The sequence below is a fragment of the Jannaschia aquimarina genome (assembly GCF_000877395.1).
Taxonomy (GTDB): domain Bacteria; phylum Pseudomonadota; class Alphaproteobacteria; order Rhodobacterales; family Rhodobacteraceae; genus Jannaschia; species Jannaschia aquimarina.
The window spans coordinates 126,190-147,854 of the sequence record NZ_JYFE01000025.1 but is presented as its reverse complement, the minus strand read 5'-3'; the positions used below and the strand labels follow the sequence as shown (position 1 = coordinate 147,854).

The 21,665-nt window shown below is 65.2% G+C and carries 28 protein-coding genes; 3 read left to right on the top strand and 25 right to left on the bottom strand.

Annotated features, from left to right (window positions below):
* Positions 1–33 precede the first annotated feature (33 nt).
* The 15 genes from jaqu_RS07185 to jaqu_RS07125 form a co-directional block, all read right to left on the bottom strand.
* Positions 34–372, bottom strand: a complete 339-nt coding sequence (locus tag jaqu_RS07185; RefSeq protein WP_043918272.1) for a hypothetical protein — start codon at positions 370–372, stop codon at positions 34–36.
* Between the two features lie 324 nt (positions 373–696).
* Positions 697–1,146, bottom strand: coding sequence for a hypothetical protein (locus jaqu_RS07180; RefSeq protein ID WP_043918271.1), 450 nt, complete (start codon positions 1,144–1,146; stop codon positions 697–699).
* A 206-nt stretch (positions 1,147–1,352) separates the two neighbouring features.
* A complete protein-coding gene (locus tag jaqu_RS07175) occupies positions 1,353–2,345 on the bottom strand; it encodes an ABC transporter substrate-binding protein (RefSeq protein WP_043918270.1) in 993 nt (330 codons plus the stop codon).
* Positions 2,346–2,378: 33 nt separating this feature from the next.
* Positions 2,379–3,326 carry an ABC transporter permease gene (locus jaqu_RS07170; RefSeq protein WP_169746090.1) on the bottom strand — a complete coding sequence of 316 codons (948 nt, stop codon included), beginning with the start codon at positions 3,324–3,326 and terminating at the stop codon, positions 2,379–2,381.
* Positions 3,323–4,450 (bottom strand): ABC transporter permease, encoded by a 1,128-nt coding sequence (locus jaqu_RS07165; RefSeq protein ID WP_169746089.1) that lies wholly within the window; start codon positions 4,448–4,450, stop codon positions 3,323–3,325. The genes jaqu_RS07170 and jaqu_RS07165 overlap by 4 nt, the downstream gene beginning before the upstream one ends.
* 106 nt (positions 4,451–4,556) lie before the next feature.
* The gene (locus jaqu_RS07160; protein ID WP_043918269.1) at positions 4,557–4,985 is read right to left on the bottom strand and encodes a GNAT family N-acetyltransferase; all 429 of its coding nucleotides are present in this window, start codon (positions 4,983–4,985) and stop codon (positions 4,557–4,559) included.
* Complete coding sequence (locus jaqu_RS21605; RefSeq protein WP_161793839.1) at positions 4,982–5,152, bottom strand: hypothetical protein; 171 nt, start codon at positions 5,150–5,152, stop codon at positions 4,982–4,984. The genes jaqu_RS07160 and jaqu_RS21605 overlap by 4 nt, the downstream gene beginning before the upstream one ends.
* On the bottom strand, positions 5,149–5,922 hold the full coding sequence (locus tag jaqu_RS07155; protein ID WP_043918268.1) for an ABC transporter ATP-binding protein: 774 nt from the start codon (positions 5,920–5,922) through the stop codon (positions 5,149–5,151). The genes jaqu_RS21605 and jaqu_RS07155 overlap by 4 nt, the downstream gene beginning before the upstream one ends.
* A gap of 157 nt (positions 5,923–6,079) precedes the next feature.
* Complete coding sequence (locus tag jaqu_RS21335) at positions 6,080–6,532, bottom strand: hypothetical protein (protein ID WP_141134342.1); 453 nt, start codon at positions 6,530–6,532, stop codon at positions 6,080–6,082.
* A gap of 64 nt (positions 6,533–6,596) precedes the next feature.
* Positions 6,597–8,060 carry a dihydropyrimidinase gene (hydA, locus tag jaqu_RS07150; RefSeq protein WP_043918267.1) on the bottom strand — a complete coding sequence of 488 codons (1,464 nt, stop codon included), beginning with the start codon at positions 8,058–8,060 and terminating at the stop codon, positions 6,597–6,599.
* Between the two features lie 13 nt (positions 8,061–8,073).
* The gene (locus jaqu_RS07145) at positions 8,074–8,433 is read right to left on the bottom strand and encodes a hypothetical protein (protein ID WP_043918266.1); all 360 of its coding nucleotides are present in this window, start codon (positions 8,431–8,433) and stop codon (positions 8,074–8,076) included.
* Between the two features lie 8 nt (positions 8,434–8,441).
* Positions 8,442–8,675, bottom strand: coding sequence for a hypothetical protein (locus jaqu_RS07140; RefSeq protein WP_043918265.1), 234 nt, complete (start codon positions 8,673–8,675; stop codon positions 8,442–8,444).
* Complete coding sequence (locus jaqu_RS07135; RefSeq protein WP_043918264.1) at positions 8,663–8,908, bottom strand: hypothetical protein; 246 nt, start codon at positions 8,906–8,908, stop codon at positions 8,663–8,665. Before jaqu_RS07135 ends, jaqu_RS07140 begins: the two co-directional genes overlap by 13 nt.
* Positions 8,905–9,096, bottom strand: coding sequence for a hypothetical protein (locus jaqu_RS07130; RefSeq protein WP_043918263.1), 192 nt, complete (start codon positions 9,094–9,096; stop codon positions 8,905–8,907). The genes jaqu_RS07135 and jaqu_RS07130 overlap by 4 nt, the downstream gene beginning before the upstream one ends.
* Positions 9,093–10,352: a Zn-dependent hydrolase gene (locus jaqu_RS07125; RefSeq protein ID WP_043918262.1), complete on the bottom strand. Its 1,260-nt coding sequence runs from the start codon at positions 10,350–10,352 to the stop codon at positions 9,093–9,095. The genes jaqu_RS07130 and jaqu_RS07125 overlap by 4 nt, the downstream gene beginning before the upstream one ends.
* A gap of 139 nt (positions 10,353–10,491) precedes the next feature.
* On the opposite strand from jaqu_RS07125, the gene jaqu_RS07120 reads away from it, so the two are divergent.
* On the top strand, positions 10,492–11,100 hold the full coding sequence (locus tag jaqu_RS07120) for a TetR family transcriptional regulator C-terminal domain-containing protein (RefSeq protein WP_316243059.1): 609 nt from the start codon (positions 10,492–10,494) through the stop codon (positions 11,098–11,100).
* Here the strand turns inward: jaqu_RS07120 and jaqu_RS07115 are convergent.
* The 5 genes from jaqu_RS07115 to jaqu_RS07095 all read right to left on the bottom strand — a co-directional run bounded on the left by jaqu_RS07115 (position 11,078) and on the right by jaqu_RS07095 (position 17,381).
* Positions 11,078–12,616, bottom strand: coding sequence for a peroxidase family protein (locus jaqu_RS07115; protein ID WP_043918260.1), 1,539 nt, complete (start codon positions 12,614–12,616; stop codon positions 11,078–11,080). The two genes, jaqu_RS07120 and jaqu_RS07115, sit on opposite strands and share 23 nt — an antisense overlap.
* 236 nt (positions 12,617–12,852) lie before the next feature.
* Positions 12,853–13,830 carry a sulfotransferase gene (locus tag jaqu_RS07110; protein ID WP_043918259.1) on the bottom strand — a complete coding sequence of 326 codons (978 nt, stop codon included), beginning with the start codon at positions 13,828–13,830 and terminating at the stop codon, positions 12,853–12,855.
* 6 nt (positions 13,831–13,836) lie between these two features.
* Positions 13,837–15,141 carry an NAD-dependent dihydropyrimidine dehydrogenase subunit PreA gene (preA, locus tag jaqu_RS07105; protein WP_043918258.1) on the bottom strand — a complete coding sequence of 435 codons (1,305 nt, stop codon included), beginning with the start codon at positions 15,139–15,141 and terminating at the stop codon, positions 13,837–13,839.
* A 133-nt stretch (positions 15,142–15,274) separates the two neighbouring features.
* On the bottom strand, positions 15,275–16,066 hold the full coding sequence (locus jaqu_RS07100; protein WP_043918257.1) for an Fpg/Nei family DNA glycosylase: 792 nt from the start codon (positions 16,064–16,066) through the stop codon (positions 15,275–15,277).
* On the bottom strand, positions 16,059–17,381 hold the full coding sequence (locus jaqu_RS07095; protein ID WP_043918256.1) for an NAD(P)-dependent oxidoreductase: 1,323 nt from the start codon (positions 17,379–17,381) through the stop codon (positions 16,059–16,061). The genes jaqu_RS07100 and jaqu_RS07095 overlap by 8 nt, the downstream gene beginning before the upstream one ends.
* 82 nt (positions 17,382–17,463) lie before the next feature.
* Between jaqu_RS07095 and jaqu_RS07090 the strand changes: the two genes are divergently transcribed.
* A complete protein-coding gene (locus tag jaqu_RS07090; protein ID WP_043918255.1) occupies positions 17,464–17,754 on the top strand; it encodes a DUF1330 domain-containing protein in 291 nt (96 codons plus the stop codon).
* 135 nt (positions 17,755–17,889) lie between these two features.
* Entirely contained in the window at positions 17,890–18,516 is a 627-nt protein-coding gene (locus jaqu_RS07085; RefSeq protein WP_043918254.1) for a helix-turn-helix domain-containing protein, read from the top strand.
* An 88-nt stretch (positions 18,517–18,604) separates the two neighbouring features.
* Here jaqu_RS07085 and jaqu_RS07080 read toward each other — a convergent pair whose 3' ends face one another.
* The 5 genes from jaqu_RS07080 to jaqu_RS07060 are packed head-to-tail and all read right to left on the bottom strand — an operon-like array spanning position 18,605 to position 21,516.
* Positions 18,605–18,973 carry a hypothetical protein gene (locus jaqu_RS07080; protein WP_043918253.1) on the bottom strand — a complete coding sequence of 123 codons (369 nt, stop codon included), beginning with the start codon at positions 18,971–18,973 and terminating at the stop codon, positions 18,605–18,607.
* The gene (locus tag jaqu_RS07075; RefSeq protein WP_043918252.1) at positions 18,970–19,317 is read right to left on the bottom strand and encodes a hypothetical protein; all 348 of its coding nucleotides are present in this window, start codon (positions 19,315–19,317) and stop codon (positions 18,970–18,972) included. The genes jaqu_RS07080 and jaqu_RS07075 overlap by 4 nt, the downstream gene beginning before the upstream one ends.
* Before the next feature lie 51 nt (positions 19,318–19,368).
* Entirely contained in the window at positions 19,369–20,388 is a 1,020-nt protein-coding gene (locus jaqu_RS07070) for a patatin-like phospholipase family protein (RefSeq protein ID WP_043918251.1), read from the bottom strand.
* Positions 20,381–20,734, bottom strand: a complete 354-nt coding sequence (locus tag jaqu_RS07065; protein ID WP_043918250.1) for a pentapeptide repeat-containing protein — start codon at positions 20,732–20,734, stop codon at positions 20,381–20,383. Before jaqu_RS07065 ends, jaqu_RS07070 begins: the two co-directional genes overlap by 8 nt.
* On the bottom strand, positions 20,731–21,516 hold the full coding sequence (locus jaqu_RS07060; RefSeq protein ID WP_043918249.1) for a 3-hydroxybutyrate dehydrogenase: 786 nt from the start codon (positions 21,514–21,516) through the stop codon (positions 20,731–20,733). Before jaqu_RS07060 ends, jaqu_RS07065 begins: the two co-directional genes overlap by 4 nt.
* Between the last annotated feature and the right edge of the window lie 149 nt (positions 21,517–21,665).

Sequence of the window (21,665 nt, the reverse complement as noted above, 5' to 3'; positions counted from 1 at the left end):
GGGGAGGGGCCGCGCGGGGAGGGGTGGCTTGGCTTACTCGTCCTCGAGGCTTTCTGCGCGGATGTTCGCGAAGATCTCGGCGCCGTAGGTCGGGCTGCCCGAGACGACGGTCCCGCCGGTCAGCGGCACGCGGTCGCCTGCGTCCAGATCGGCGTTGAAATGCGCGATCGCCTGGGCGACCGACCCGGAGCGCGAAGAGACGGTGACGGTCTCGCCGCGGACGATGTCGAGCGAGGCGCGGTCGTTGGCGGTGTCGATGTCCTGGTTGAAGTGGGCGATGGCACCGGCGGGACCTGCGGGGACCTGAGCGGCGGCCGGCAGGGCGGCGACGAGGGCGGAAGCGGCGAGGGCGGAGGCGATGAGGGTTTTCATTGGTCTTGTCCTTTGCGGTGTGGGCGGTGGCCCGTTTCGTGTTGTCAGCGGGGCGTTGGGTGCCCCGTTTGGGATGAGATGAATGTGGGGGAGGATGGCCTCACATGCGATGCACGTGGGCGTGAGAATTGGCGCATCTTCGCGCGCTGGCGCACAGACGAATGACCGTCGCGCACGGGCCTCACGATCCGTGAGCCCTCGCGCGCGCCGCCGTGAGCGCGGGGGGGATTTCTGAAACCTGTCCGCTCAGACGGAGGCGCGGCGGATCACCCGGGGCGCGGCACGCTCCGCCTCGATCTCCATCGTCTCGAGGCGCGGGGTGGATCAGGATCCGCCGTCGAGGCAGCCGGGCTCGAGAGAGACGAGATGCGTCATCGTGGGCAGCGGCGGCGGCAAAGCTTCGCAATCGGATGCGGTGGCGGCGCCCGCGGGACATTTCAACGCGAAGGCGAATTGAGCCGCTTCCGAATTGGCGCCAGGCTGAGGGACGAGCACCGCAAATCCGCCGGCGATCGGATTATGCGTCAGGTGGAGATCTCCGCCTTCCGGCCACGGACGCAATCTGAAGACGCCGTCGCTATCTTCGGCAACCAGATGCCATTCCTCGCCGGACCGCTCGAATGCGAAAGCATCGTTCGCGCAGGTGCCGGAATTCGACTCCCGGCCGAAGCCCAGAAAGATCTCGCCCCGTTCCGCGGCGGCCTCTGCGAGTTCGGCGACGGGATCCGCAGCCGCGGGGAGAGCGGAAAGAATAAGGATCGGCAATGCACGCATGACAAGTCTCGCTGTTGGTCTGGCGACTGCGCCCAGTCTAGGTGCAACACGGTCGTGAAACGACGATCTTCGGGCGCCTCGGCAGGTCTTTGCCGGCACCCGCCCGGAGAATGGCCGAGGCCCTAGAGATGCTGGTTCGTGGCCCGCCAGCCCGCAAATGCAAAACGGCGCCCCAAGGGGCGCCGTCGGTCTCGATCGGGATTGGATCAGTTCAGTGCTTCATCCGTGATCTCGGAGGTCCAGGCGCCCTCGGGCTGCGCGGTGATCACCGGGTCGGAACCACCCGCCAGAAGGGTGTCCACCGTGCGCTGGAAGTCGGCCTCGTCCAAGGCGCCGTTCGATCCAGCGGTCAGCTTGGCGATCTCGCCCATCATCCGCTTCTGATGCGCTTCGGTCTGCGCGCCGGTCTCGTCATATTCGAGAACGATCTCCGCGGCCTCATCCGGATTTTCCTCGGCCCATTTCCAGCCGCGCATCGACGCGCGGACGAACTTCACCATCTTCTCGCGGAAGGCGGGATCCTCCAGGTTCTCTTCGAGCACCCAGATGCCGTCTTCCAGCGTGGCGACGCCCATATCCTCGTACTTGAACGTGACCAGCTCTTCCTCGGTGACGCCCGCGTCGAGGACCTGTCCGTATTCGTTGTAGGTCATCGTCGAGATGCAGTCGGCCTGCCGTTGCAGCAGCGGATCCACGTTGAAGCCCTGCTTCAGGACGGTCACGCCTTCCTCGCCGCCATCGGTCGGAATGCCTTCCTGGCTCATCCAGGACAGGAACGGGTATTCGTTCCCGAAGAACCAGACCCCGATGGTCTTGCCGCGGAAATCCTGCGGCCCCTCGATGCCCGTGTCGCGCCAGCAGGTCAGCATCAGGCCGCTCGACTTGAAGGGTTGGGCGATGTTGACCACCGGCACGCCGCGTTCCCGCGCGGCCAGCGCCGAGGGCATCCAGTTCAGCATCGCATCCGCGCCCCCACCCGCAAGAACCTGCGGTGGTGCGATATCCGGGCCGCCTGGCTGGATCGTGACGTCGAGGCCCTCTTCCTCGTAATAGCCATTCTCGAGTGCGACGTAGTAGCCCGCGAACTGCGCTTGGGTGACCCATTGCAACTGAAGCGTCACTTCGTTGTCGGCATGGGCGTCCGACAGTGCCGGGCTGGCGAGTGCGGCGAGTGTGGCCGCAGCGATGAGGTTCTTCATGTCTTGGTCGTCTCCCGTTGGAACTCTCCCGGTCTAGCGCCGGGCTCTTAGCGAAGGATGCCAGAAGGTCAGGCGCTTTTCCAATGCGGCAATCGCGGCATAGGAGAGCGACCCGACGACAGCCGCGACCACGATCTCGGCCCAGACGAGCGGCAGGTTCAAGCGGCCGACCTCCGTACTGATGCGAAAGCCCATGCCGACCGTCGGACTGCCGAAGAATTCGGCGACGATGGCGCCGATCAGGGCGAGCGTGGTGGCGATCTTGAGACCGTTGAAGATGAAGGGCAGCGCCGCTGGGATCGACAGGTGGCGCACGCCCTGGCCGGGTGTCGCGGCATAGGTGTGCAGAAGGTCCCGCTGCATGGCCGTCGTGTCTGATAAGCCCGCGACGGTGTTCACGAGGACCGGGAAGAAGACCATCACGACGACGACGGCGGCCTTCGACTCCCATCCGAAGCCGAACCACATCACCAGGATCGGCGCGGTGCCGACGATGGGCAGGGCGGCCATGAAGTTGCCCACGGGCAGCAGGCCGCGGCGCAGGAAATCCGACCGGGCGACCAGCAGGCCGGTTCCGATCCCCGCGGCGCAACCGATGATCCAGCCGGACAGCGCGCCCTTGAAGACGGTTTGCACGAGGTCGGCCCAGAGGATCGGGGCATTCGCCGCCATGGCCTGCGCGATCTGGGTGGGGGCGGGAAGGATGACTTCCGGAATGGAAAACAGACGGACGGCCATCTCCCACAGAAGCAGAAGGGTCAGCCCGAAGAAGATGGGCGCGGCGTACCGGCCCCAGGTCCGGCTGGCGATAAAGACATTGCCCGCCCAGAGCGTCGCCCAAACCGCAAGGACTGCGGCGAGGGGGCCCACCCAAATCGTGCTGATCGCGAGGCAGACGACCGCCCCGACAGTCCAGATCAGCCAGTCAGAGCCGTTCGGCCAACCGCGCATCGCGGCCATGCGTCGCGCAGTGTCATTCATCGTTGCAGACCCATCTGCTTGAGGGTTGCCCGTTCAATCATTGACAACGTCGCCACCAGCAGCGCCGCCACGATGGCCGCACCGAACAGCGCCGACCAGATCTGGATGGTCTGACCGTAATAGCTCCCTGCGAGGAGCCGCGCGCCGAGGCCGCGCACCGCGCCCGTTGGCAACTCGCCGATGATCGCGCCCACAAGGGCTGCGGCGATCGCGACCTTCAGGGAGGCAAAGAGGTAGGGCAGCGAGGTCGGCAGCCTCAGCGAGATCAGCGTCCGCAAACCCGACGCGTTCCACGTCCTCATCAGATCGAGATCGGCCGGTGAGGGCGCGCGCAGGCCCTTCACCATCCCGACCGTGACCGGAAAGAACGAGAGGTAGGCCGAGATGATCGACTTCGGCAGCAATCCCTGAATGCCGACCGAGTTGAAGACCACGATGATCATCGGCGCGATGGCGAGGATCGGGATGGTTTGCGACGCGATCGCCCACGGCATGACGCTCAGATCCATGACGCGGGAATGCACGATCCCCACGGCCAGCAGGATGCCCAACGCCGATCCGATGGCGAAGCCCAGCAGCGTCGGGGCCAGCGTCAGGCCCGCATGGAATACGAGGCTGCGGCGGGAGGTGAAGATGTCGGCGCAATCCTCGTCGATCGGGGTGGAGATCGCGCGCGCTTCCCCACTCACCGGATCGCCCGGCAGGAAAGGGAGGGGAATGACGAGGCGATCCCGCTCTTCCTCGGCCAATCCGCACCCGTCGAGATGGCCGGCTGTCGTTTGCCAGAGTTCTGCGACGATCTGGTGGGGGGCGGGCAGGCGCGGCCGTTCCTGTCCTAAGGCACCCGACAGAGCGGCGGCCGGATTCGCAATCGCGAGAGAGACCCCGCCAACCCCGCGCCTTTCGGCCGCGGTGGCGGGAGTGACCTCGGCCCCGGCGCGTTCGGCGGCCAACAGGCTCTCCTGCGCGTTCATCGGGATGCAGGCGACGTACCAGAGTGCGATCAGCGCGGCCACGACCGTGACCACCGGCGCGACCGTTCGGGGCAGCCGTCTGAGCCAGAGCGCAACCCGGCCGGAGCGGCCGACGGCGGCGCCCGATGCGTTGAGCGACGTATCGGTCATGCGGCGGTCTGCCGGATGGCGAGGGGCGCCGCCCCCCAGCCTGTCCCGGGGCCCGCCTCGCCAGCGGCGGACAGGAATGCGACGAGGCCCGTCTTGGCGGTGCAGGTCATCGGCGCCACTCCATCCGCACTTCCGGAACGCCGTCGGTTCCTTCGAGATCCTGCTCGACCATCACGAAGCCCTCGCGTTCGTAGAACCGGTGCGCGGCACGGTTGGGCAGATGGCTGTTGAGCTGAAGGTAATCGCGTTTCCCCTTCGCATGGTCCAGCAGGGCCTTTCCCGCGCCGCTCCCCGGCTCGCTCGTGTAGAGCCCGATGATGTGGTCCTCGTGCGGGCGCATTGAAAGATAGCCCGCGATCTCGCCGTCTTCGGTCTCCGCGACCCAGGCTTCGCGGATCGGGAACCCCTTGCGCATCATGGCTTCCAGATCGTCGCGAGAGGGGCCGCCGGGCATCCAGTCGGTCGCCTCGATCCAGGCACTGACTATTCCGGCGCAGGCGGGGGCATCGTCGGGCGTGGCGGGACGGACGATCATCCGATCCTCCGCCGGATCAGACGCAGGATCGCATAGGCCATGACAACGATCGCGACCGCGTCCGTCGCGGAGTTCCGGATGTCGGCGAAAGCCCCGCCAAACAGGAACCACAGACCGACGAGAAGCGTGATCGCATCCACGATATCGTCACGCCGCCCCGTGCTCACGCCGCTTCCATCCCTTCGCGCAGGCCTTCGCGGACGCGGTGGGCGATTTCCAGGAATTCGGGCGTGTCGCGAATGTCGAGCGGACGGTCGCGGGGCAGGGGGCTGTCGATCACGTCGGTGATCCGGCCGGGGCGCGGGGACATGACGACGATCTTGGTCGACAGGTAGACCGCCTCTGGGATCGAGTGGGTCACGAAGAGGATGGTCTTCTGCGTGCGGGCCCAGAGGTCGAGAAGTTCCTCATTCAGCCGGTCGCGCACGATTTCGTCCAGCGCGCCGAAGGGCTCGTCCATCAGCAGGATATCGGCATCGAATGCGAGCGCGCGGGCGATGGAGGCGCGCTGTTGCATCCCGCCCGAGAGCTGCCAGGGGTACTTGTTGGCGAACTGGTCCAGTTCGACCAGCTCGAGGACGCGGTGCATCCGCTCGATCCGCTCCGCGCGGTCGTAGCCCATGATCTCCAGCGGCAGGGAGACGTTCTTGCCGATGGTCCGCCACGGGTAGAGCCCGGCGGCCTGGAACACGTAGCCGTAGGCGCGCGCGCGGCGGGCCTCGTCGGGGGTCATGCCGTTGACCTGCAGCGTGCCGCCGGTGGGGGTCTCCAAGGCGGCCACGCAGCGCAGGAAGGTGGTCTTGCCGCAGCCCGAGGGGCCGATGAAGGAGACGAACTCGCCCGGGGCGACGTTGAGCGAGACGTCGCGCAGCGCGTGGACCGGCCCGTCGGCGGTCTGGAAGGTGAGGTCGAGGGATTGGGCTGAGATGGTGGTCATTGGGGACGACGGTGCGCGGGGTCGGGGCGGAATGTAAGGCCGTAGGGCGGGCGAGAGCCCACGATGTCATAGCCGGGACGCGTGGACTCTCGCCCACCCTACGCTTGCTCGTCGAGAGATGTAAATTGGTAGTGGTTGAATATCGACCCCGCCAAAACTAGTGGTTTGCGCTCCGTGGAACTGAATCTAGGGCTATTGCCGCGCCCACCGAACTGATTAATTTCATGACTTGATCAACGGGTATCTTCATTGGTTCTTTATTTTTATCAAAGAAGATGACATTGGTTTCTTCGAGCCTAATCTTTCCATGCGCAATGCTATTTCGCAGGAGTGTTACCACGTATTGCGGCTTTCCGTACTCCGATCCTGGGTCCCAATCAGAAAAAACTTCATTGTATACACGCCTCTGAATTGCTTTATCAAGCCATAATTCTTTCGGAAAAACGAAGATACAATATAGGAGGCTCAAAATACGGGTTTGTCGGAATTGGCAATTTTGAGCACATCCGTTCGGCAGCCCAGATTTCGACTCGATATTCCTGACAGTTTCTTTCCAGCCTGCGGTATTTTCAGATGCTATAATTGCATTGTGTTCGAGAATTGCCATCATGGGGATACTCCGCAGATAAGGTGATATCTCCTCGAAGTTCGCGCTCTTCCTGGGAGCCTTCATCTCAAACCCCCGCCGGGATGTTCATCGGGTCGCGCTCGATCTTCCTCGGGGTGTTCAGGGCCTTCCACTTCGACAGCGCCTTCGAGGCCGACGCATAGGGCGACCGCTTCACGAACTTGCCCCGGCCCGGCTGGGGCTGCGAGTTCTGTCCGGCGGCCCAGACCACGTCCCCGCGCGATAGCGTGTAGCGTGGGGAGGCGCTGACCTCGATGCCCTCGAAGACGTTGTAGTCGAGGATCGACTTGGCCGTCGCCGTCGTGATCGTGCGGCCCAGCGTCGGGTCCCAGACCACCACGTCGGCATGGCCGCCGACCGCGATGCCGCCCTTCATGGGATAGATATTAAGGATCTTGGCGATGTTGGTCGAGGTCACCGCAACGAATTCCTCGGGCGTGAGCCTTCCGGTTTCGACGCCCTTCGTCCACAGCATCCCCATCCGCTCCTCAAGGCCGCCCGTGCCGTTGGGGATCATGGCGAAGTTGTCGACGCCCATCCGCTTCTGCTCGTCTGTGAAGGCGGCGTGGTCGGTGGCCACCACTTGCAGCGACCCGGCCGCGAGGCCGTTCCACAGGCCGTCCTGATGGTCCTTGGACCGGAAGGGCGGGGACATCACGCGCCGCGCCGCGTATTGCCAGTCCTTGTCGAAGTATTCGGACTCGTCCAGCGTCAGGTGCTGGATCAGCGGCTCGCCATAGACGCGCATCCCCTTCTGGCGGGCGCGGCGGATGGCCTCGTGGGCCTGCTCGCACGACACGTGGACGATATAGAGCGGCGTGCCGGCGGCGTCGGCGATCATTATGGCGCGGTTGGCGGCCTCGCCCTCGACTTCCGGTGGGCGGGAATAGGCGTGGCCCTCGGGGCCGGTGATCCCCTCGGCCAGGTATTTCTGCTGAAGCTCGGCCACGATGTCGCCGTTCTCGGCATGGACCAGCGGCAGGGCGCCCAGCTCGGCGCAGCGCTTAAAGGAGGCGAACATCTCGTCATCCTCGACCATCAGCGCGCCCTTGTAGGCCATGAAGTGCTTGAACGTGTTGATGCCGCGCTCCTTCACGACGGCTTCCATCTCGTCGAAGATGCTCTCCGACCAGCCGGTGATCGCCATGTGGTAGGAGATGTCGCAGCAGATCTGGTCGCGAGACTTTCGATCCCACTCGTCGATTGCGTTGAGAAGGCTGCCGTCCTCGCCCGGAAGACAGAAATCGACCAGCATCGTCGTTCCGCCTGCCACGGCTGCGAAAGTGCCGGATTCAAAGGTCTCGGCGGCGGTGGTGCCCATGAAGGGCATTTCCAGGTGGGTATGCGGGTCGATGCCCCCCGGAATGACGTAGGCGTCCGATGCGTCGATCGTCTCGTCGCCCTTCAGGTTCTCGCCGATCTCGGCGATGTGCTCGCCTTCGATCAGGACGTCCGCCTTCCATTGGCGATCGGCGGTCACGATGGTGCCGTTCTTGATGACCTTGGACATGGGCACGGCCTCCTCAGCCTTGGCGGTTCTGTTCGATCAGAGCGACGATCCGGGCCAGATCGCGCTCGCGGGAGCGGGCGATGAAGTCTTCCCGTTCACTCGTCGGTAGGGCGCGGGTCTGGCGTGACAGGATGAGGTCCGTATCTTCGCGGCATGCGTCGTAGACGCGAGGCGCAAGGTCGGCGGGCCGGCTCGTCCCGTCGTCGATCTGCGTCGCCTGCCCGCGGAAGCAGATCGCCTGAAGCTGCAGGGTCCTCTCGGTGAACTGGTCGGTCGCGCCGCCGCCCAGTTCGGGAAACTCGTCCTGGAATTCAGCGCCGCAGGCGGACAGGGCGACCAGAACGGCAAACGCGATAAGCGGAGTAGAGCGCATGGGGATCCTCAGAGGCAGATGGGCACGCCGTTTCGGGTGACGGGAATGGTGAGGCCGGCGAGGTCGTAAACCCAGCATCCGTCCTGTTGGCGCACGTCAGTGGGTGGGACGTCCTGTGGCAAGGAGGCCAGGACCGCGGCAGGCAGGCGGGGGTCGGCGGCTTCGGGCGTCGTGACAGCGGCTTCCGGTCCGGCGCCTTGGCACGCTGTCAGAAGCAGGATGAGAGGGATCAGCCGATACAATACTGGCCTCCGTCGGGGCGTTGGACCGGATAGAGGGTGCCCCGCAGGCTGTAGGCATAGCAGCCGTCCCGTTCGCGCACATCCGCTGCGGTGATCCCGCGCGGGAGCAGCGCGCGGATCGCGAAGGGGACCGCGTAGTCCGGGGTCACGTAGCCGGCCGGATCGACGGGCTGGGCAGGGGGCGCCGTGCAGGCGGCGAGGGCCCCGATGGCGACGACAGCGACGTATTTCATGGCTTCCTCCGCATCGAGGCGATCAGTCCGATGGCGGCATAGGCGGTCGTCGCGACCGACGCGGTCATGAAGGCCGCCAGCAGGGTGGTCCGGTCCAATGTCCCGGTCTCGGTCCACAGGAACCCGGTTGCACCCGCCATCATGATCACCCCGTAGAGCGCGACATGCGGAGGGAGCACGCGGGTCAAGCGACCACCTCGGCCTTCTCGAGCACGGCATGCAGCAACACGTCCGCGCCGGCCCGTGCCCAATCCTTCGTGATCTCTTCCGCCTCGTTGTGGGACAGGCCGTCCACGCAGGGACACATGATCATCGAGGTCGGCGCGACCCGGTTGATCCAGCAGGCGTCGTGGCCCGCGCCCGAGATGATGTCCTGGTAAGAATAGCCGAGACGTTCCGCAGCTTTCCGGACGGCGGCGACACAGCTTTCATCGAAGGTGACGGGATCGAAATGGCCCACGGACTCGATCTCGATCCCCAAACCCAATTCCTCGGCGATCTTCGGCGCCTCGGCTTCCAGGCGCGCCTTCATGCCGTCGAGCTTTTCCTGATCGGGCGAGCGAAAATCGATCGTGAAGACCGCCTTGCCCGGGATCACGTTGCGCGAGTTGGGATAGACATTGGCCTGGCCAACGGCACCCACGGCATCGGGCTGGTTTTCCATCGCGATTGTGTGGGCAAGCTCCATGATGCGCGCCATGCCGAGGCCCGCGTTCACCCGCATGTTCATGGGCGTCGACCCGGTATGCGCGTCCTTGCCTGTCAGCGTGACCTGAAGCCACCAGAGGCCCTGCCCATGGGTCACGACGCCGATATCCTTTCCTTTGGCTTCGAGGATCGGGCCCTGTTCGATGTGCAGCTCGAAGAAGGCGTGGATGTCGTCCCTGCGGGCGCCGACCTCCTCCTCGCCGCGCCAACCGATCCTGTCGAGTTCGTCGCCGAAGCGTTTTCCATCGGCGTCGGTGCGGTCTTCGGCCCAGTCCTGCGCGTGCATCCCGGCGAAGACGCCGGAGGCCAGCATGGCGGGGGCGAAACGGGTGCCTTCCTCGTTCGTCCAGTTCGTGACCACGACCGGATGACGGGTCCTGATGTTCAGGTCGTTCAGGGTGCGGATCAATTCCAGACCGCCCAGGACGCCCAGGACGCCGTCGTACTTTCCGCCTGTCGGCTGTGTGTCGAGGTGGCTGCCCACATAGACTGCTGGCAGATCCTCGGTCCCTTCGCGGCGGGCGAACATGTTGCCGATGCGGTCGACGCCCATCGTGCATCCGGCCGCCTCGCACCACGACTGAAACAGCGCGCGTCCTTCGGCATCGGCATCGGTCAGGGTCTGACGATTGTTGCCACCGGCGACGCCCGGGCCGATCTTCGCCATCTCCATCAGGCTATCCCACAGCCGGTCCGCGTCGATGCGCATGTTCTGCGCCGGTGCCTGCCCGTCCATCGCGATCATCCCCCATGCATTTGACCATGCGGTCAAACGGACGTTACCACGGGGCAAGGGTTGGTCAACCAGGCCTGATCCGGTCGGACGGGAACCGCCGGGCAGGCGCCCACAATCCGGGCAGATGGGAGGCGCGAGATTGGACAGTTCCGGCGAGACGCGGATCCAGCGCGAGAACCGGTCGCGGATCCTGTCGGCAGGTCTCGAGGTCTTTTCGGCCGCAGGTTTCAACGGCGCGACGCTGGATGCGATCGCCCGCGCGGCGGAGCTTTCGAAGCCCAATCTGCTCTATTACTTCCCGTCCAAGAAGGCGATCTACACCGCGCTTCTGGACCGGCTGCTGGATACCTGGCTCGATCCGCTGCGCGCGCTCGACCCGGAGGGCGAGCCGATGGACGAAATGCTGAGCTATGTTGGCCGCAAGCTGACGCTCGCCCGCGACTATCCCCGTGAAAGCCGTCTCTTCGCCGGCGAGATTCTGAGGGGCGCCCCGCACCTCAAATCGGAGCTGTCCGGCCCGCTGCGGGTCCTGGTCCTGGAGAAAGGGCGCATCGTCCGGGCCTGGATGGACGCGGGTCACCTTGCCAAGAGCGATCCGCGCCATCTCATCATGTCGATCTGGGCCCTGACGCAGCACTATGCGGACTTCGAGGTGCAGGTCAGGGCGGTTCTTGGGCCCGGCCACGATCCATGGGTCGAGGCCGAGCAAGAGGTCATCACCCATTTCAGGCGGGTTCTGGCTCCGTGACGGCGGCCGACCCGATTGGGTTCAACTCGCCGACGAAGTTGATCAGATCGACCATCGTGAAGTGCCCTGGCGTCTGCGATGGCAGCGTCGGCGCCCAATTGGCGTGCTGCCAGAGGAACGAATTGGTGTCGCCGTGGACGATGCCCAGGAACACTTCCGCGATGATGGTCGAGCCGACCGGACCGAGCCGTTCGCCGTCGTGATGCACCTCCGCCTCTTTGAGGATGTAGAACCAGAGCGGCGTATGGTCCGCGAGCCCCGCATCCTTGGCGGCCTGTCCGTCGCTGCCTGTCGAGATGTCGCCCACCGATAGCGGCGTGACGCCCATCGCCCGCGCGACATCCTGACCGGAAGGCAGTTCGAGCTGGACGCCGCGGCGCAGATTGCGGAAAGCGAGGTTGGCCTCGCGGCCCTGAAGACCGGGCAACGTATGCAGCGCCGGGACGATCCGCGCATCCAGCTTGCGCGAGGCATTGAGCTCGAACCCGTCCTCGGCAGATGTTTCGAAGTCGTAGAAACGCCGCCAGTCGATCGTCCAGTTCGAGGGGAGCGCAGGGATCCCGCCTTCCAGTTCCCCGACGATGTTGCCGGATTTGCCCGTGAAGCTGAAAAGCAGGTCCAGCGTCGCGGGGATCGCGCCGGGATGGAAGAAACGGTTGAAGCCGTACACCTCCCGCACCATCGAGTGCCCCAGGCGGTAGGCCGCTGCCGCGAACTCCACAGGCATGTAGGGCGTCGTCTTGAAGCGATAGAACCGCCGCCCCTCGTGCTTGATCCGCTTGACGAAGCCCGGTTCCGTGAGACGCTCGACGAAGTCGAACAGCACGACCCACTGATAGTGCCATGTTGTGACACGCCGTGCCTCTTCGAAGAGTGCGCTGCCCGTCAGATCGGGACGGGACGCGTGAATGTCGTCGACCACGGCGTTATGGAACTTGAGCATCGCAAGGTGGGTCTGGGCGACGGCGAGGTTCTCGTCGTTCCTCTCATCCCCGATCAGGGCCCGTCCGACTTGGTTGCGCGGCAGATCGCTGTCGAAGGCGGGAACCGTTCCGCCGGCGAAATCCGTCGATTCTTCGCTGTGTCCGATGAGCAATTTCGCAGACGGGGCGAAACCGCGATCCCGATCGCGCTGGTAGAGATGTGGAGAGATGCCCGGACCCTGTCCATAGAGGCTATCGAGATCCAGCGTCGGTGTCCTGAAATTCACCGTGCCGAGCGGGTCGTTCTTCTGCTCGCGCAGGGGCGTGGTATCGAGCGTGATGTCATGGTCGACGAATTGGCCGAAATAGGTGAACCCGGCGGGGATGTTGGAATTGTCGCCGCTCGTTCCGTCGTCGTCGCGCATCGCCTCTGCCAGCGTGAACAGCGCATCGTCATCCGCGATGAGCGGATCCAGTTCGGGAAACATCCGTCCGAACTTGCCGGGATCGCCGTGGCCGGCAAGCGCGCGCAGGGCAGGGCGCGACATCTCGCGGACGTGGTGGCCATGGGTAATGGTCATCGGGGTCTTCATCGCTTGGCACTCCTCCTCCGGGCGGGTGCCTGGCGTGCAGGCACCCGCTGAACCATGGGTCGGACTACCCCGAACCCTCGGGCCGACCCGCTACGTGAAGTTCGGAAAGGGTGGCATGGTAGCGGGTTTACGCAAAGTAAGGTTTCCATGCCCATCACGCGCCGATATTGGGCGGCGTGGCGTTTCAGCGACTTGCCCGGTAACAGTTCGCGTGTCGATGCGATCCGCCCCGCAACCTATGCGGGTGGTCGAAGGTCCGATGTGCTTGGATCTGCGGCGCCCTCCTCGCGGCCGCGCGCCGACGGGTAGCTCCATCGGGTCAGATCAACCCCGAACGTCTCTGCAAAGCCGTCACAATCGGACGCATGCGCCGCCGCCAGGCGGTCTTCAAGGGATTTCGGAATTGGGCTGCTCTTGAAAGGAAGGTCAGGAAGTGCGCCGACCAGACGAGAGATCGCACGGCCCGGCAGGTTGCCACGTCGAAGCCGCTGGGTCGCCCGAAGGAGTGCCAACTGCGAGGCGGAGGGCGATGGGTTGATCCTGCCACCTTCTTCGCGCGCGGCCCGCTCGAACGGGTCAGCGTCGATCCCGAGCCAGTCTGCGAGGCGCGACAGAACCGCCACGGGATCGGCCCGAAACTCTTCGAACAGGATCACGAAGATCGCTTCCCTGCCGAAGGCTTCGACCCACGCCCGGCCGATCGCGCCGATCCGGGTTGCGGCGACGTAGGTCTCTTGCCGGTCGGGCTCCGACAGGCCGTGGTTGAGCCAGACGTCGTACCGGGGGACCGGTGGGATCCCCGGCCTGGGATGGCGCAGGTGTTGCGCGTAATTCGAGCGCAGCAGCGAAAGGGGGTTTCGGACAGAAAGGATGATGCGGGCCCCTGGAAAGTGACGCGCCGCGAAATTAGCCTTCGCATTGATCCCTGCACCCATATGGCCGGTGAAGCGTTCCTCGGAGAGCAGCGCAATCGGACGGTCGGTGGAGGCAAGCCGCTTGCGAACCTCCTCCACACCCGCCTCGGCCGCACCCAACGCGTGATCCTCCCGGATCGACGTTACGAACCGCTCCAGCACGTCGTCCGGATCCGGAGGTCCCGCCTTTCGCGGCAGGGCGAGATAGCCGATTTGCGGATGGCGCGACAGATAACGTTGTTGCAGCGTCGAGCTTGCCGCCTTGGGCAGCCCGACATGCAGCACCGTCTGCGGCGCCATGCGATCCTACTCCGCCGCCTGAGCCATCGGATTGTTCGGGTGCGTCGTCCAATCGGCGGGTGCAGCCTCCACCACCTTGCCCGTCCGGGGATCGACGGTGCCGGCCTCCAGCCGCTCCATCGTGATGCAGGCTTCGACGGGACAGACGTCGACGCAGAGATTGCAGGCCACGCATTCCTCGTCGATCACCTCGAAGACCCGTCCCGGATTGATCGCGATCGCCTGATGCGACGTGTCCTCGCAGGCGGCGTAGCAGCGGCCGCACTTGATGCAGAGGTCCTGGTCGATCCGCGCCTTGGTGACGTAGTTGAGGTTCAGGTACTGCCAGTCCGTCACGTTCGGCACGGCCATGCCGCGAAAATCCTCGATCGTGGCGAAGCCCTTCTCGTCCATGTAGCGTTCTAGGCCGGCGGTCATTTCCTTGATGATGCCGAAGCCGTAGGTCATCGCGGCCGTACAGACCTGAACGCTGCCGCAGGACATGGCGATGTACTCCGCCGCGTCGCGCCAGGTGGTGATCCCGCCGATGCCGCTGATCGGCATATCGCGCGTCGCCTCGGCGCGGGCGATCTCGGAGACCATGGAGAGGGCGATGGGCTTGACCGCGGGGCCGCAATAGCCCCCATGGCTGCCCTTCCCGTCGATCGTCGGCTCGGGGGCGAAGCTGTCGAGGTCGACTGAGGTTATCGAGTTGATCGTATTGATCAGGCTGACCGCGTCGGCACCGCCTTTCGCGGCCGCTTCGGCGGGCTTCCGGATGTCGGTGATGTTGGGCGTCAGCTTCACGATGACGGGCATCCGGGTGTACTGCTTGCACCAGCGGGTGACCATTTCGATGTATTCCGGCACCTGGCCTACGGCCGATCCCATGCCGCGCTCGCTCATCCCGTGTGGGCAGCCGAAATTGAGCTCGATCCCGTCCGCGCCGGTCTCTTCGACACGGGGCAGGATAGCTTTCCATGCCTCTTCTTCGCAGGGGACCATGATGGAGACGACCATGGCACGGTCTGGGTAGTCTCGCTTGACCGCCTTGATCTCATTCAGGTTCGTCTCAAGCGGCCGGTCGGTGATCAGTTCGATGTTATTGAGCCCCAAGAGCCGGCGATCTGCGCCGTAGATCGCGCCGTAGCGCGGGCCGTTCACGTTCACGACGGGCGGGCCTTCCGCGCCCAGCGTCTTCCAGACGACACCGCCCCAGCCCGCGTCGAAGGCACGGCGGACATTGTATTCCTTGTCCGTGGGCGGCGCCGAGGCCAGCCAGAAGGGGTTCGGGCTCTTGATGCCCACGAAGTCGGTGGTCAGGTCGGCCATGTCTGTCTCCGGTCGCAATTCGATAATTGTACACCCATTCGGATGCGGATTTCACGTCTCGTCCATGTCGCAGGTGGCGGCTTGTGCGACCTGCCCACGTCCACCCGATGGGCGGTCTCGGAAGCGCATGGGTTCATCCGCCACCGCCCTGATGGTCCGGACAATAGTAGCTGGTCCGTCCTCCGACCTTCTTGCTCTCGATCTTGCCGTCGCAGCGGGAGCAAGCCCGGCCGGTTTCGCGACGATGGATGAGCCAGGCGTCGGGAAGTTCGGAATAGGTCGCGTCGGTGTCGCAGACTGTCCGCAGGATCCGGATCGCGGCGCGGTGCAGGTCGGCGATCTGGCCGTCCGCCAGCTCCGGCAACTTTACGTCCGGAGCGATCCCGGTCTGGTAGAGCGTCTCATCCGCCCAGAGATTGCCAATCCCGGCGATCCTGGACTGATCCAGGAGCGCAGATTTGACCGCGCCCCGCCCGCCGGAGAGCCGCGAGATGAACGTGTCGCGGTCGAGGTCGAGCGCGTCGGGTCCCAGATCATGGGCCGCAATCTCATCCTCCGGCGTCTCGACGACCTTTGCCCAGCCGAACTTGCGCGGATCACGGAAGGCGAGACGGCGCTCGCCCTCGAAAGCGACGATCAAACGGGCGTAGTCGGGATTGCCATCCGCCGCGTCATAGACCCGGACCGAGCCCGCCATGCCCATATGCAGCGCAAGCCACGGCCCCGACTTGGACCCGGCGAAGAGATACTTGCCGTGACGGCGCGCCTCGGTGAATTGCGTGCCCTCCAACCGCCCGCGATCATCCGGGCCGGGCAGGTCGATATGGCTGGTGTCGTTGCCCAGATCGACGCGTTCGATCGTGCGGTTCAGCGCACCCTCTTCGACACGCCGCCGCAGCGCTTCGACCTCAGGCAGTTCAGGCATTCAGCCGCGCGTGGATATCCTCGGCCGCGTCCCGACCCTCGGCCACTGCCGTCACCGTCAGATCCTCGCCCCCGGCGGCGCAGTCACCCCCGGCCCAGACACCGTCCAGCGATGTCCGGCCGGCGCCGGTCACGGCGATCTTGCCTCCATCCAGGTCGAGGCCTTCGACCGCCTCAAGCTTCTGGCCGATGGCACGGAAAAGCTGATCGGCGCGCAGGGTCACCTTCTCGCCGGTGGGCGCCATGTCGTCGCCCAGATAGGCCAGTTCCACCTCGCGCAGCTTGCCTTCGCCATGCAACGCATGGGGTGCGACGTTGAACATCAGGCGGACGCCGTGGCTGGCGGCGAGATCCTGTTCCCACCGGGAGGCGGGCATCCGCTCGCGGGCACGGCGATAGGCGATGGTCACCGTCTCGGCCCCGAGAAGCTTGGACTGCACGGCCGCGTCCACCGCGGTCATGCCGCCGCCGATCACGACGACATGGCGACCGATCGGAAGCTGGGTCAGGTCGTCCTGCTGGCGCAGGGTGGCGATGAAGTCGACCGCGTTTTCGGCTCCCGTCAGATCCTCGCCTTCGAGGCCCAGCGCGCCGACACCGGTCAGCCCGAGGCCGAGGAAGACCGCGTCATGATCGGCGCGAAGCTGTTCCAGCGTCAGGTCGTCGCCCAGCTTGCGGCCCGTCTCGATCCGGATGCCGCCGATCTTGAGCAGCCAATCCACCTCGGCCTGGGCATAGTCGGCGGGCGTCTTGTAGGCGGCGATCCCGTACTCGTTCAGCCCGCCGGGCTTGGGACGGGCGTCGTAGATCGTGACGGCATGGCCGTGCATGGCAAGCCGATGCGCACAGGCCAGACCGGCCGGGCCGGCCCCCACGACGGCGACGGTCTTCCCGGTCTCGGCGGCGCGGCTATAGGGATGCTCTCCGGCCTGCATCATGCTGTCGGTTGCGTAGCGCTGAAGGCGCCCGATCTCGACCGGCTTGCCCTCGGCCGCCTCGCGGACGCAGGCCTCCTGGCAGAGCGTCTCGACCGGGCAGACGCGCGCACACATTCCGCCAAGGATGTTCTGATCGAAGATGGTCTTCGCCGCGCTTTCCGGTTGGCCGGCCTGGATCTGCCGGATGAAGAGGGGGATGTCGATCTCGGTCGGGCAGGCGGTGACGCAGGGCGCATCGTGGCAGAAATAGCAGCGATCCGCAGCGACCAGCGCCTCGTGCGGGTCGAAGCGCGGATGCAGATCGTCGAAATTGCGGGCCAGATCCTCTTCTCCGAGGCGGCCGGGCCGGATCCCGTCGAGGCGCATCGCTTCGGTCATCGTGTTCTCCCTGCGAATGATCTGGACAGCGTGCCACGAGAAAGGATTTTATCAAACGGTAAAATCTAGGCAGGACGAAAACATGCCCAAAGCATACTGGATTGCCCATGTGACGGTGACGGATCCCGACCCCTACGCGCTTTACGCGAAGGGGGCGACCGAGGCGTTCGCGGCCTTCGGCGCGAAAGTGCTGGCGCGGGGTGGCGAAGTCGTCGGGTTGGAAGGAGAGACGCGGCCGCGCAACGTCATCATCGAGTTTCCGGACATGGCCACGGCGCGCGCCTGCTACGAGAGCGATGCCTACCAGGCGGCACGCAAGCACCGGATCGGTGCGGGAGAGGCGCAGATCATGTTGTTGGAAGGCGCGGAGTAACTCCCCGTCCGGACTTCTTGGATCGGGAACATGACGCCCGCTGCCGCTACGATGCGACACTGGCATCCTCGGCGGTCGCATTGACCGCGACCGGCCGTCGCTTGTCGCCTTCGAGAGGGGCGCCTAGAAGAGCCCATGACCGACGCATCCGAAGAACCCAGCCTGATCCGCATCGCGCGCGAGAACGGGGAAGAGGCCACGCCTGAACCCCTGGATCTCGGGACGCGGGTGCGGGATCTGCGCAAGGCACAGGGCTGGACGCTGGAGCAGGCCGCGCAGCGGGCAGGGTTGGCGCGCTCGACCCTCTCGAAGATCGAGAACGGGCAGATGTCGCCCACGTTCGAAGCGATCCGCAAGCTGGCGACGGGACTTGGCATCGGGGTGCCGCAACTCTTCACGCCGCCGACAAAGGGGCAGGTCACGGGCCGCCGCGCGATTACGCGGGCCGGTGAGGGCCAGACCCATCTGACCACGACTTATGAGCATGAGATGCTGGCTGGTGCGATGACGCGCAAGCGAATGCTGCCCTATCGCGCCCGCATTCATGCCCGCGCCTTCCAAGAGTTCGACGGTTGGATCCGCCATGACGGCGAAGAATTCCTGCTGGTGCTGACCGGGACGATCCGGCTGCTGACCGAATTCTACGAGCCGGTGGACATGAAGCGGGGCGACAGCGCCTATTACGACGCGTCGATGGGGCACAACGTGATCAGCACATCACCCGAGGATGCCACGATCCTGTGGGTCACGTCGCTGGACTGACGATGGCAACCGTCCTGAGGCGGGATCATTCGTCGGCGCCGTCTGCGCTTGGCGGAAGAGACTACCCGCGACCACGGCCGCCTCGCGATCAGCGGCGGGGGATGGGATCCGTCACGAAGCTGGTGGGCAGGCCGGTGGAGGTCGGCGCGACCACAGCGTGCCAGGCGCGATGATGCGCCTCACGTTCCGCCCGGTGAACCGGCATGTGGAACGACAGATGCGTCAAGGCCCGCCGGTAAGCGTTCTGGTAGCGGGTATACTCCGGCACCGTGAGCCGCGCTGCCACTTGGGGGCTGTGCGGATGGGTCACAAGCCGGACCGGCCCGGCACCAGTGCGGTGATTGTCGAGAAAGAGCGGCTGCATCACGACGACGGTGCCGCTTGGGATCTCGGGCCGCAGGGTGTCATGTGCCGCGGCCGGCGTCGCCATCAGGATGGCGAGGGCAAGTGCTCTCATCTGTCGCGTCCTACGGGGTTGGCCATCTTGTCGTCGTCTCCGAAGCGGCGATCGTCGGCCAGAGGGTCTTCGCCCTCGGGGATGTAGTCAACGGATTTCAGCGTCGCGCGGTTGTCGTGACTGGGATCGGCGAAGGCATCCGCCGGCATCGGGCCCGATAGAACCTCGTGCAGACGGCGCTGGGCCTCGGCGGGCGAGACGTCGTCGACCTCTGCGATCCGCTTGGCGAGTTCCGCGGTGGAGCCGTCAGCATCCTGCATGTCGCCATCGGTCAGATCGGGCCAGCGGGTCAGGATGGCGTCGCGGTAGGGAACCCAGTCGCGTTCGAAATCGGCCTTGGTCATGGTGCGGTCTCCTTTGGCTGGAAAACGCCGCCCCATCCGGGCCGGTTCCGGTCAGCCGAACATCGCCGCAAGGTCCACCGTGGAGCGTTCGCCCAGATCCTCCAGATGCGCCGACAGGAACGCATCCGCTGCCGCGTAGCCCGCTTCGCGCAATTGATGGATCACGACGGGGTTTGCCACCAGCTTGGTCGCCACCGAGAGCTGCCGCATCAGCGCGTCGTCCGCGATCATGTGAACCAGCACGTCTTTCATCGCATTGCCGGGGATCCGGCCCGTGTGGATGAGGCGCTGCACGAATTCGATCGCCCTCAGCTCCCGCAGCAGCGAGGAGTTGAAGCTGATCTCGTTGATGCGGTTCTGGATGTCGCGTGCCGTCACCGGCAGGTCGGCCCGTTCCAGCGGGTTGATGTTCACGATGAGGATGTCGCGGGGCAGGCCCTTTTCGAACAGGGGAAAGAGGGCTGGATTGCCGGTATAGCCGCCGTCCCAATAGGCCTCTCCGTCGATTTCGACCGCCGGGAAGAGCGTGGGCAGGCAGGCCGAAGCCAGGATCGCGTCCGGGCCGATCTCGTTTCGGGTGAAGATCCGGATCTTGCCGGTCCGGACATTCGTCGCGCAGATGTTGAAGGCGGGACCGCGTGCGGAGCAGACGGCTTCGAAGCTCAATTCCTCCGAAACGAGACGGCGCAGGGATCCGGTCACGGAATCGGGCCACAGATAGGGAGAAACCGCCCGGCTGACCGTATCCGCCCACTGAAATCCGGGCGACATCTCTATGGCGTTGCTGATGGCGAGCGGCGAAAACGCGGTCAGCCACGGCGCAAAACGCTCGTCGGTGATTGCGCCGATCCGGGTCCAGACGCGGTGCAGAACCTCGCGTGCGGACTCGGCGTCGCCACCGGCCAGACCGCATTTGATCGCGGCGCCGTTCAGGGCCCCCGCAGAGGTGCCCGAGATGGCTGCGATCTCGATCTCCGGCTCGGCCAGAATCCGGTCCAGGACACCCCAGGTGAACGCACCATGCGCTCCGCCGCCCTGGAGCGCGAGATTGATCCGGCGCTTCTCAGCCATCGCGCCACCTCGCCAGCAGGTCGGTGACTGGAATGCCTTCGATTGTCATGCCGTCCAGCCGCGCGTCCGAGATCTTGACGTTCGAAAGATCGACGTCACGCATTTCGGATCCGGACAGGTTCACGTCTTCGAAGCTGGCCCCCGACAGGCGGCAATCCGTAAAGCGGATGCGTTCCGCAGCGACGTCTTCCAGGCGGGCACCATTCAAGGTGCTCTGCTCTACCACTGCATCCCGCAGGCTGACGCGTGTGAAGGTGGACCCGTCAAGGAAGCTGTCCGCGAGTTCCAACCGATCCGGTGACGGCGCGCCGCTCTCACCGGGATCGTTGTCGAAGAGATCGGTCACAATGCCGTCCAGCCGCCGTCGACGCTGATCGTCGTGCCGGTGATCTGGGCCGCATGGTCGGTGCACAGGAACAGGGCGGTGCCGCCAAGCTGGTCAGTGGTGGCGAACTCCTTTGATGGCTGGCGCTGCAGCAGGACCTCGCGGATCGCGGTCTCACGGTCCATGCCGTATTTCTCCATCGTGTCCGGGATCTGGCTCTCGACGAGAGGGGTCATCACGTAGCCCGGGCAGATGGCGTTGGCGGTGATCGGTTCCTCGGCCGTCTCGAGGGCGACGACCTTCGTCATGCCGACGACCCCGTGCTTGGCTGCCACATAGGCCGACTTGAAGGGCGAGGCGGTCAGGCCGTGGGCGGAGGCGATGTTGATCACACGGCCCCATCCGGCCTTTCGCATCATCGGAAGCGCGGCGGCCGTGGTGTGAAAGGCCGAAGACAGGTTGATCGCGATGATCGCGTCCCACTTGGCGGCCGGAAACTCGTCGATCCCGGCGACGTGCTGGATACCCGCGTTGTTGACCAGGACATCGCAGGCGCCGGCCTGTTCGACCAGCGCGCGGGCCTCATCGCCATTCGACAGATCTGCCTTGATATAGCGCGTTTTTGTCCTTGTTTCTGCCGCAATCTCCTTGGCGAGGGCGTGGTCTTCGTCCCTGTCGGTGAAGGAGTTGAGCACCACATCCAGCCCGGCTGCGGCGAAGCTGCGGGCGATGCCCAGGCCGATCCCCGAATTCGATCCGGTGACGATGGCGGTCTTGCCCTTCAGGGCGGCATAGTCGGACATTGGGGCCTCCGAAGCTCTCGTCTCGCGTTTGCAGAATAGATGCTGCGGCGCCGAAGGGAAGATGGAGGGCATCCAGCCAGAAGGAGTCGCGCGTCGGCGGAAATCCCGTCAATCGGCGAAGATTGGCCGATCGTACAGCGCGCACCTCG

Coding starts and splice junctions, on each gene's coding strand:
- jaqu_RS07185 (WP_043918272.1), bottom strand. CDS start 372: ATGAAAACCCTCATCGCCTCCGCCCTCGCCGCTTCCGCCCTCGTCGCC.
- jaqu_RS07180 (WP_043918271.1), bottom strand. CDS start 1,146: ATGCGTGCATTGCCGATCCTTATTCTTTCCGCTCTCCCCGCGGCTGCG.
- jaqu_RS07175 (WP_043918270.1), bottom strand. CDS start 2,345: ATGAAGAACCTCATCGCTGCGGCCACACTCGCCGCACTCGCCAGCCCG.
- jaqu_RS07170 (WP_169746090.1), bottom strand. CDS start 3,326: ATGAATGACACTGCGCGACGCATGGCCGCGATGCGCGGTTGGCCGAAC.
- jaqu_RS07165 (WP_169746089.1), bottom strand. CDS start 4,450: ATGACCGATACGTCGCTCAACGCATCGGGCGCCGCCGTCGGCCGCTCC.
- jaqu_RS07160 (WP_043918269.1), bottom strand. CDS start 4,985: ATGATCGTCCGTCCCGCCACGCCCGACGATGCCCCCGCCTGCGCCGGA.
- jaqu_RS07155 (WP_043918268.1), bottom strand. CDS start 5,922: ATGACCACCATCTCAGCCCAATCCCTCGACCTCACCTTCCAGACCGCC.
- jaqu_RS21335 (WP_141134342.1), bottom strand. CDS start 6,532: ATGATGGCAATTCTCGAACACAATGCAATTATAGCATCTGAAAATACC.
- hydA (WP_043918267.1), bottom strand. CDS start 8,060: ATGTCCAAGGTCATCAAGAACGGCACCATCGTGACCGCCGATCGCCAA.
- jaqu_RS07145 (WP_043918266.1), bottom strand. CDS start 8,433: ATGCGCTCTACTCCGCTTATCGCGTTTGCCGTTCTGGTCGCCCTGTCC.
- jaqu_RS07135 (WP_043918264.1), bottom strand. CDS start 8,908: ATGAAATACGTCGCTGTCGTCGCCATCGGGGCCCTCGCCGCCTGCACG.
- jaqu_RS07125 (WP_043918262.1), bottom strand. CDS start 10,352: ATGGACGGGCAGGCACCGGCGCAGAACATGCGCATCGACGCGGACCGG.
- jaqu_RS07115 (WP_043918260.1), bottom strand. CDS start 12,616: ATGAAGACCCCGATGACCATTACCCATGGCCACCACGTCCGCGAGATG.
- jaqu_RS07110 (WP_043918259.1), bottom strand. CDS start 13,830: ATGGCGCCGCAGACGGTGCTGCATGTCGGGCTGCCCAAGGCGGCAAGC.
- preA (WP_043918258.1), bottom strand. CDS start 15,141: ATGGCCGACCTGACCACCGACTTCGTGGGCATCAAGAGCCCGAACCCC.
- jaqu_RS07100 (WP_043918257.1), bottom strand. CDS start 16,066: ATGCCTGAACTGCCTGAGGTCGAAGCGCTGCGGCGGCGTGTCGAAGAG.
- jaqu_RS07095 (WP_043918256.1), bottom strand. CDS start 17,381: ATGACCGAAGCGATGCGCCTCGACGGGATCCGGCCCGGCCGCCTCGGA.
- jaqu_RS07090 (WP_043918255.1), top strand. CDS start 17,464: ATGCCCAAAGCATACTGGATTGCCCATGTGACGGTGACGGATCCCGAC.
- jaqu_RS07085 (WP_043918254.1), top strand. CDS start 17,890: ATGACCGACGCATCCGAAGAACCCAGCCTGATCCGCATCGCGCGCGAG.
- jaqu_RS07080 (WP_043918253.1), bottom strand. CDS start 18,973: ATGAGAGCACTTGCCCTCGCCATCCTGATGGCGACGCCGGCCGCGGCA.
- jaqu_RS07075 (WP_043918252.1), bottom strand. CDS start 19,317: ATGACCAAGGCCGATTTCGAACGCGACTGGGTTCCCTACCGCGACGCC.
- jaqu_RS07070 (WP_043918251.1), bottom strand. CDS start 20,388: ATGGCTGAGAAGCGCCGGATCAATCTCGCGCTCCAGGGCGGCGGAGCG.
- jaqu_RS07060 (WP_043918249.1), bottom strand. CDS start 21,516: ATGTCCGACTATGCCGCCCTGAAGGGCAAGACCGCCATCGTCACCGGA.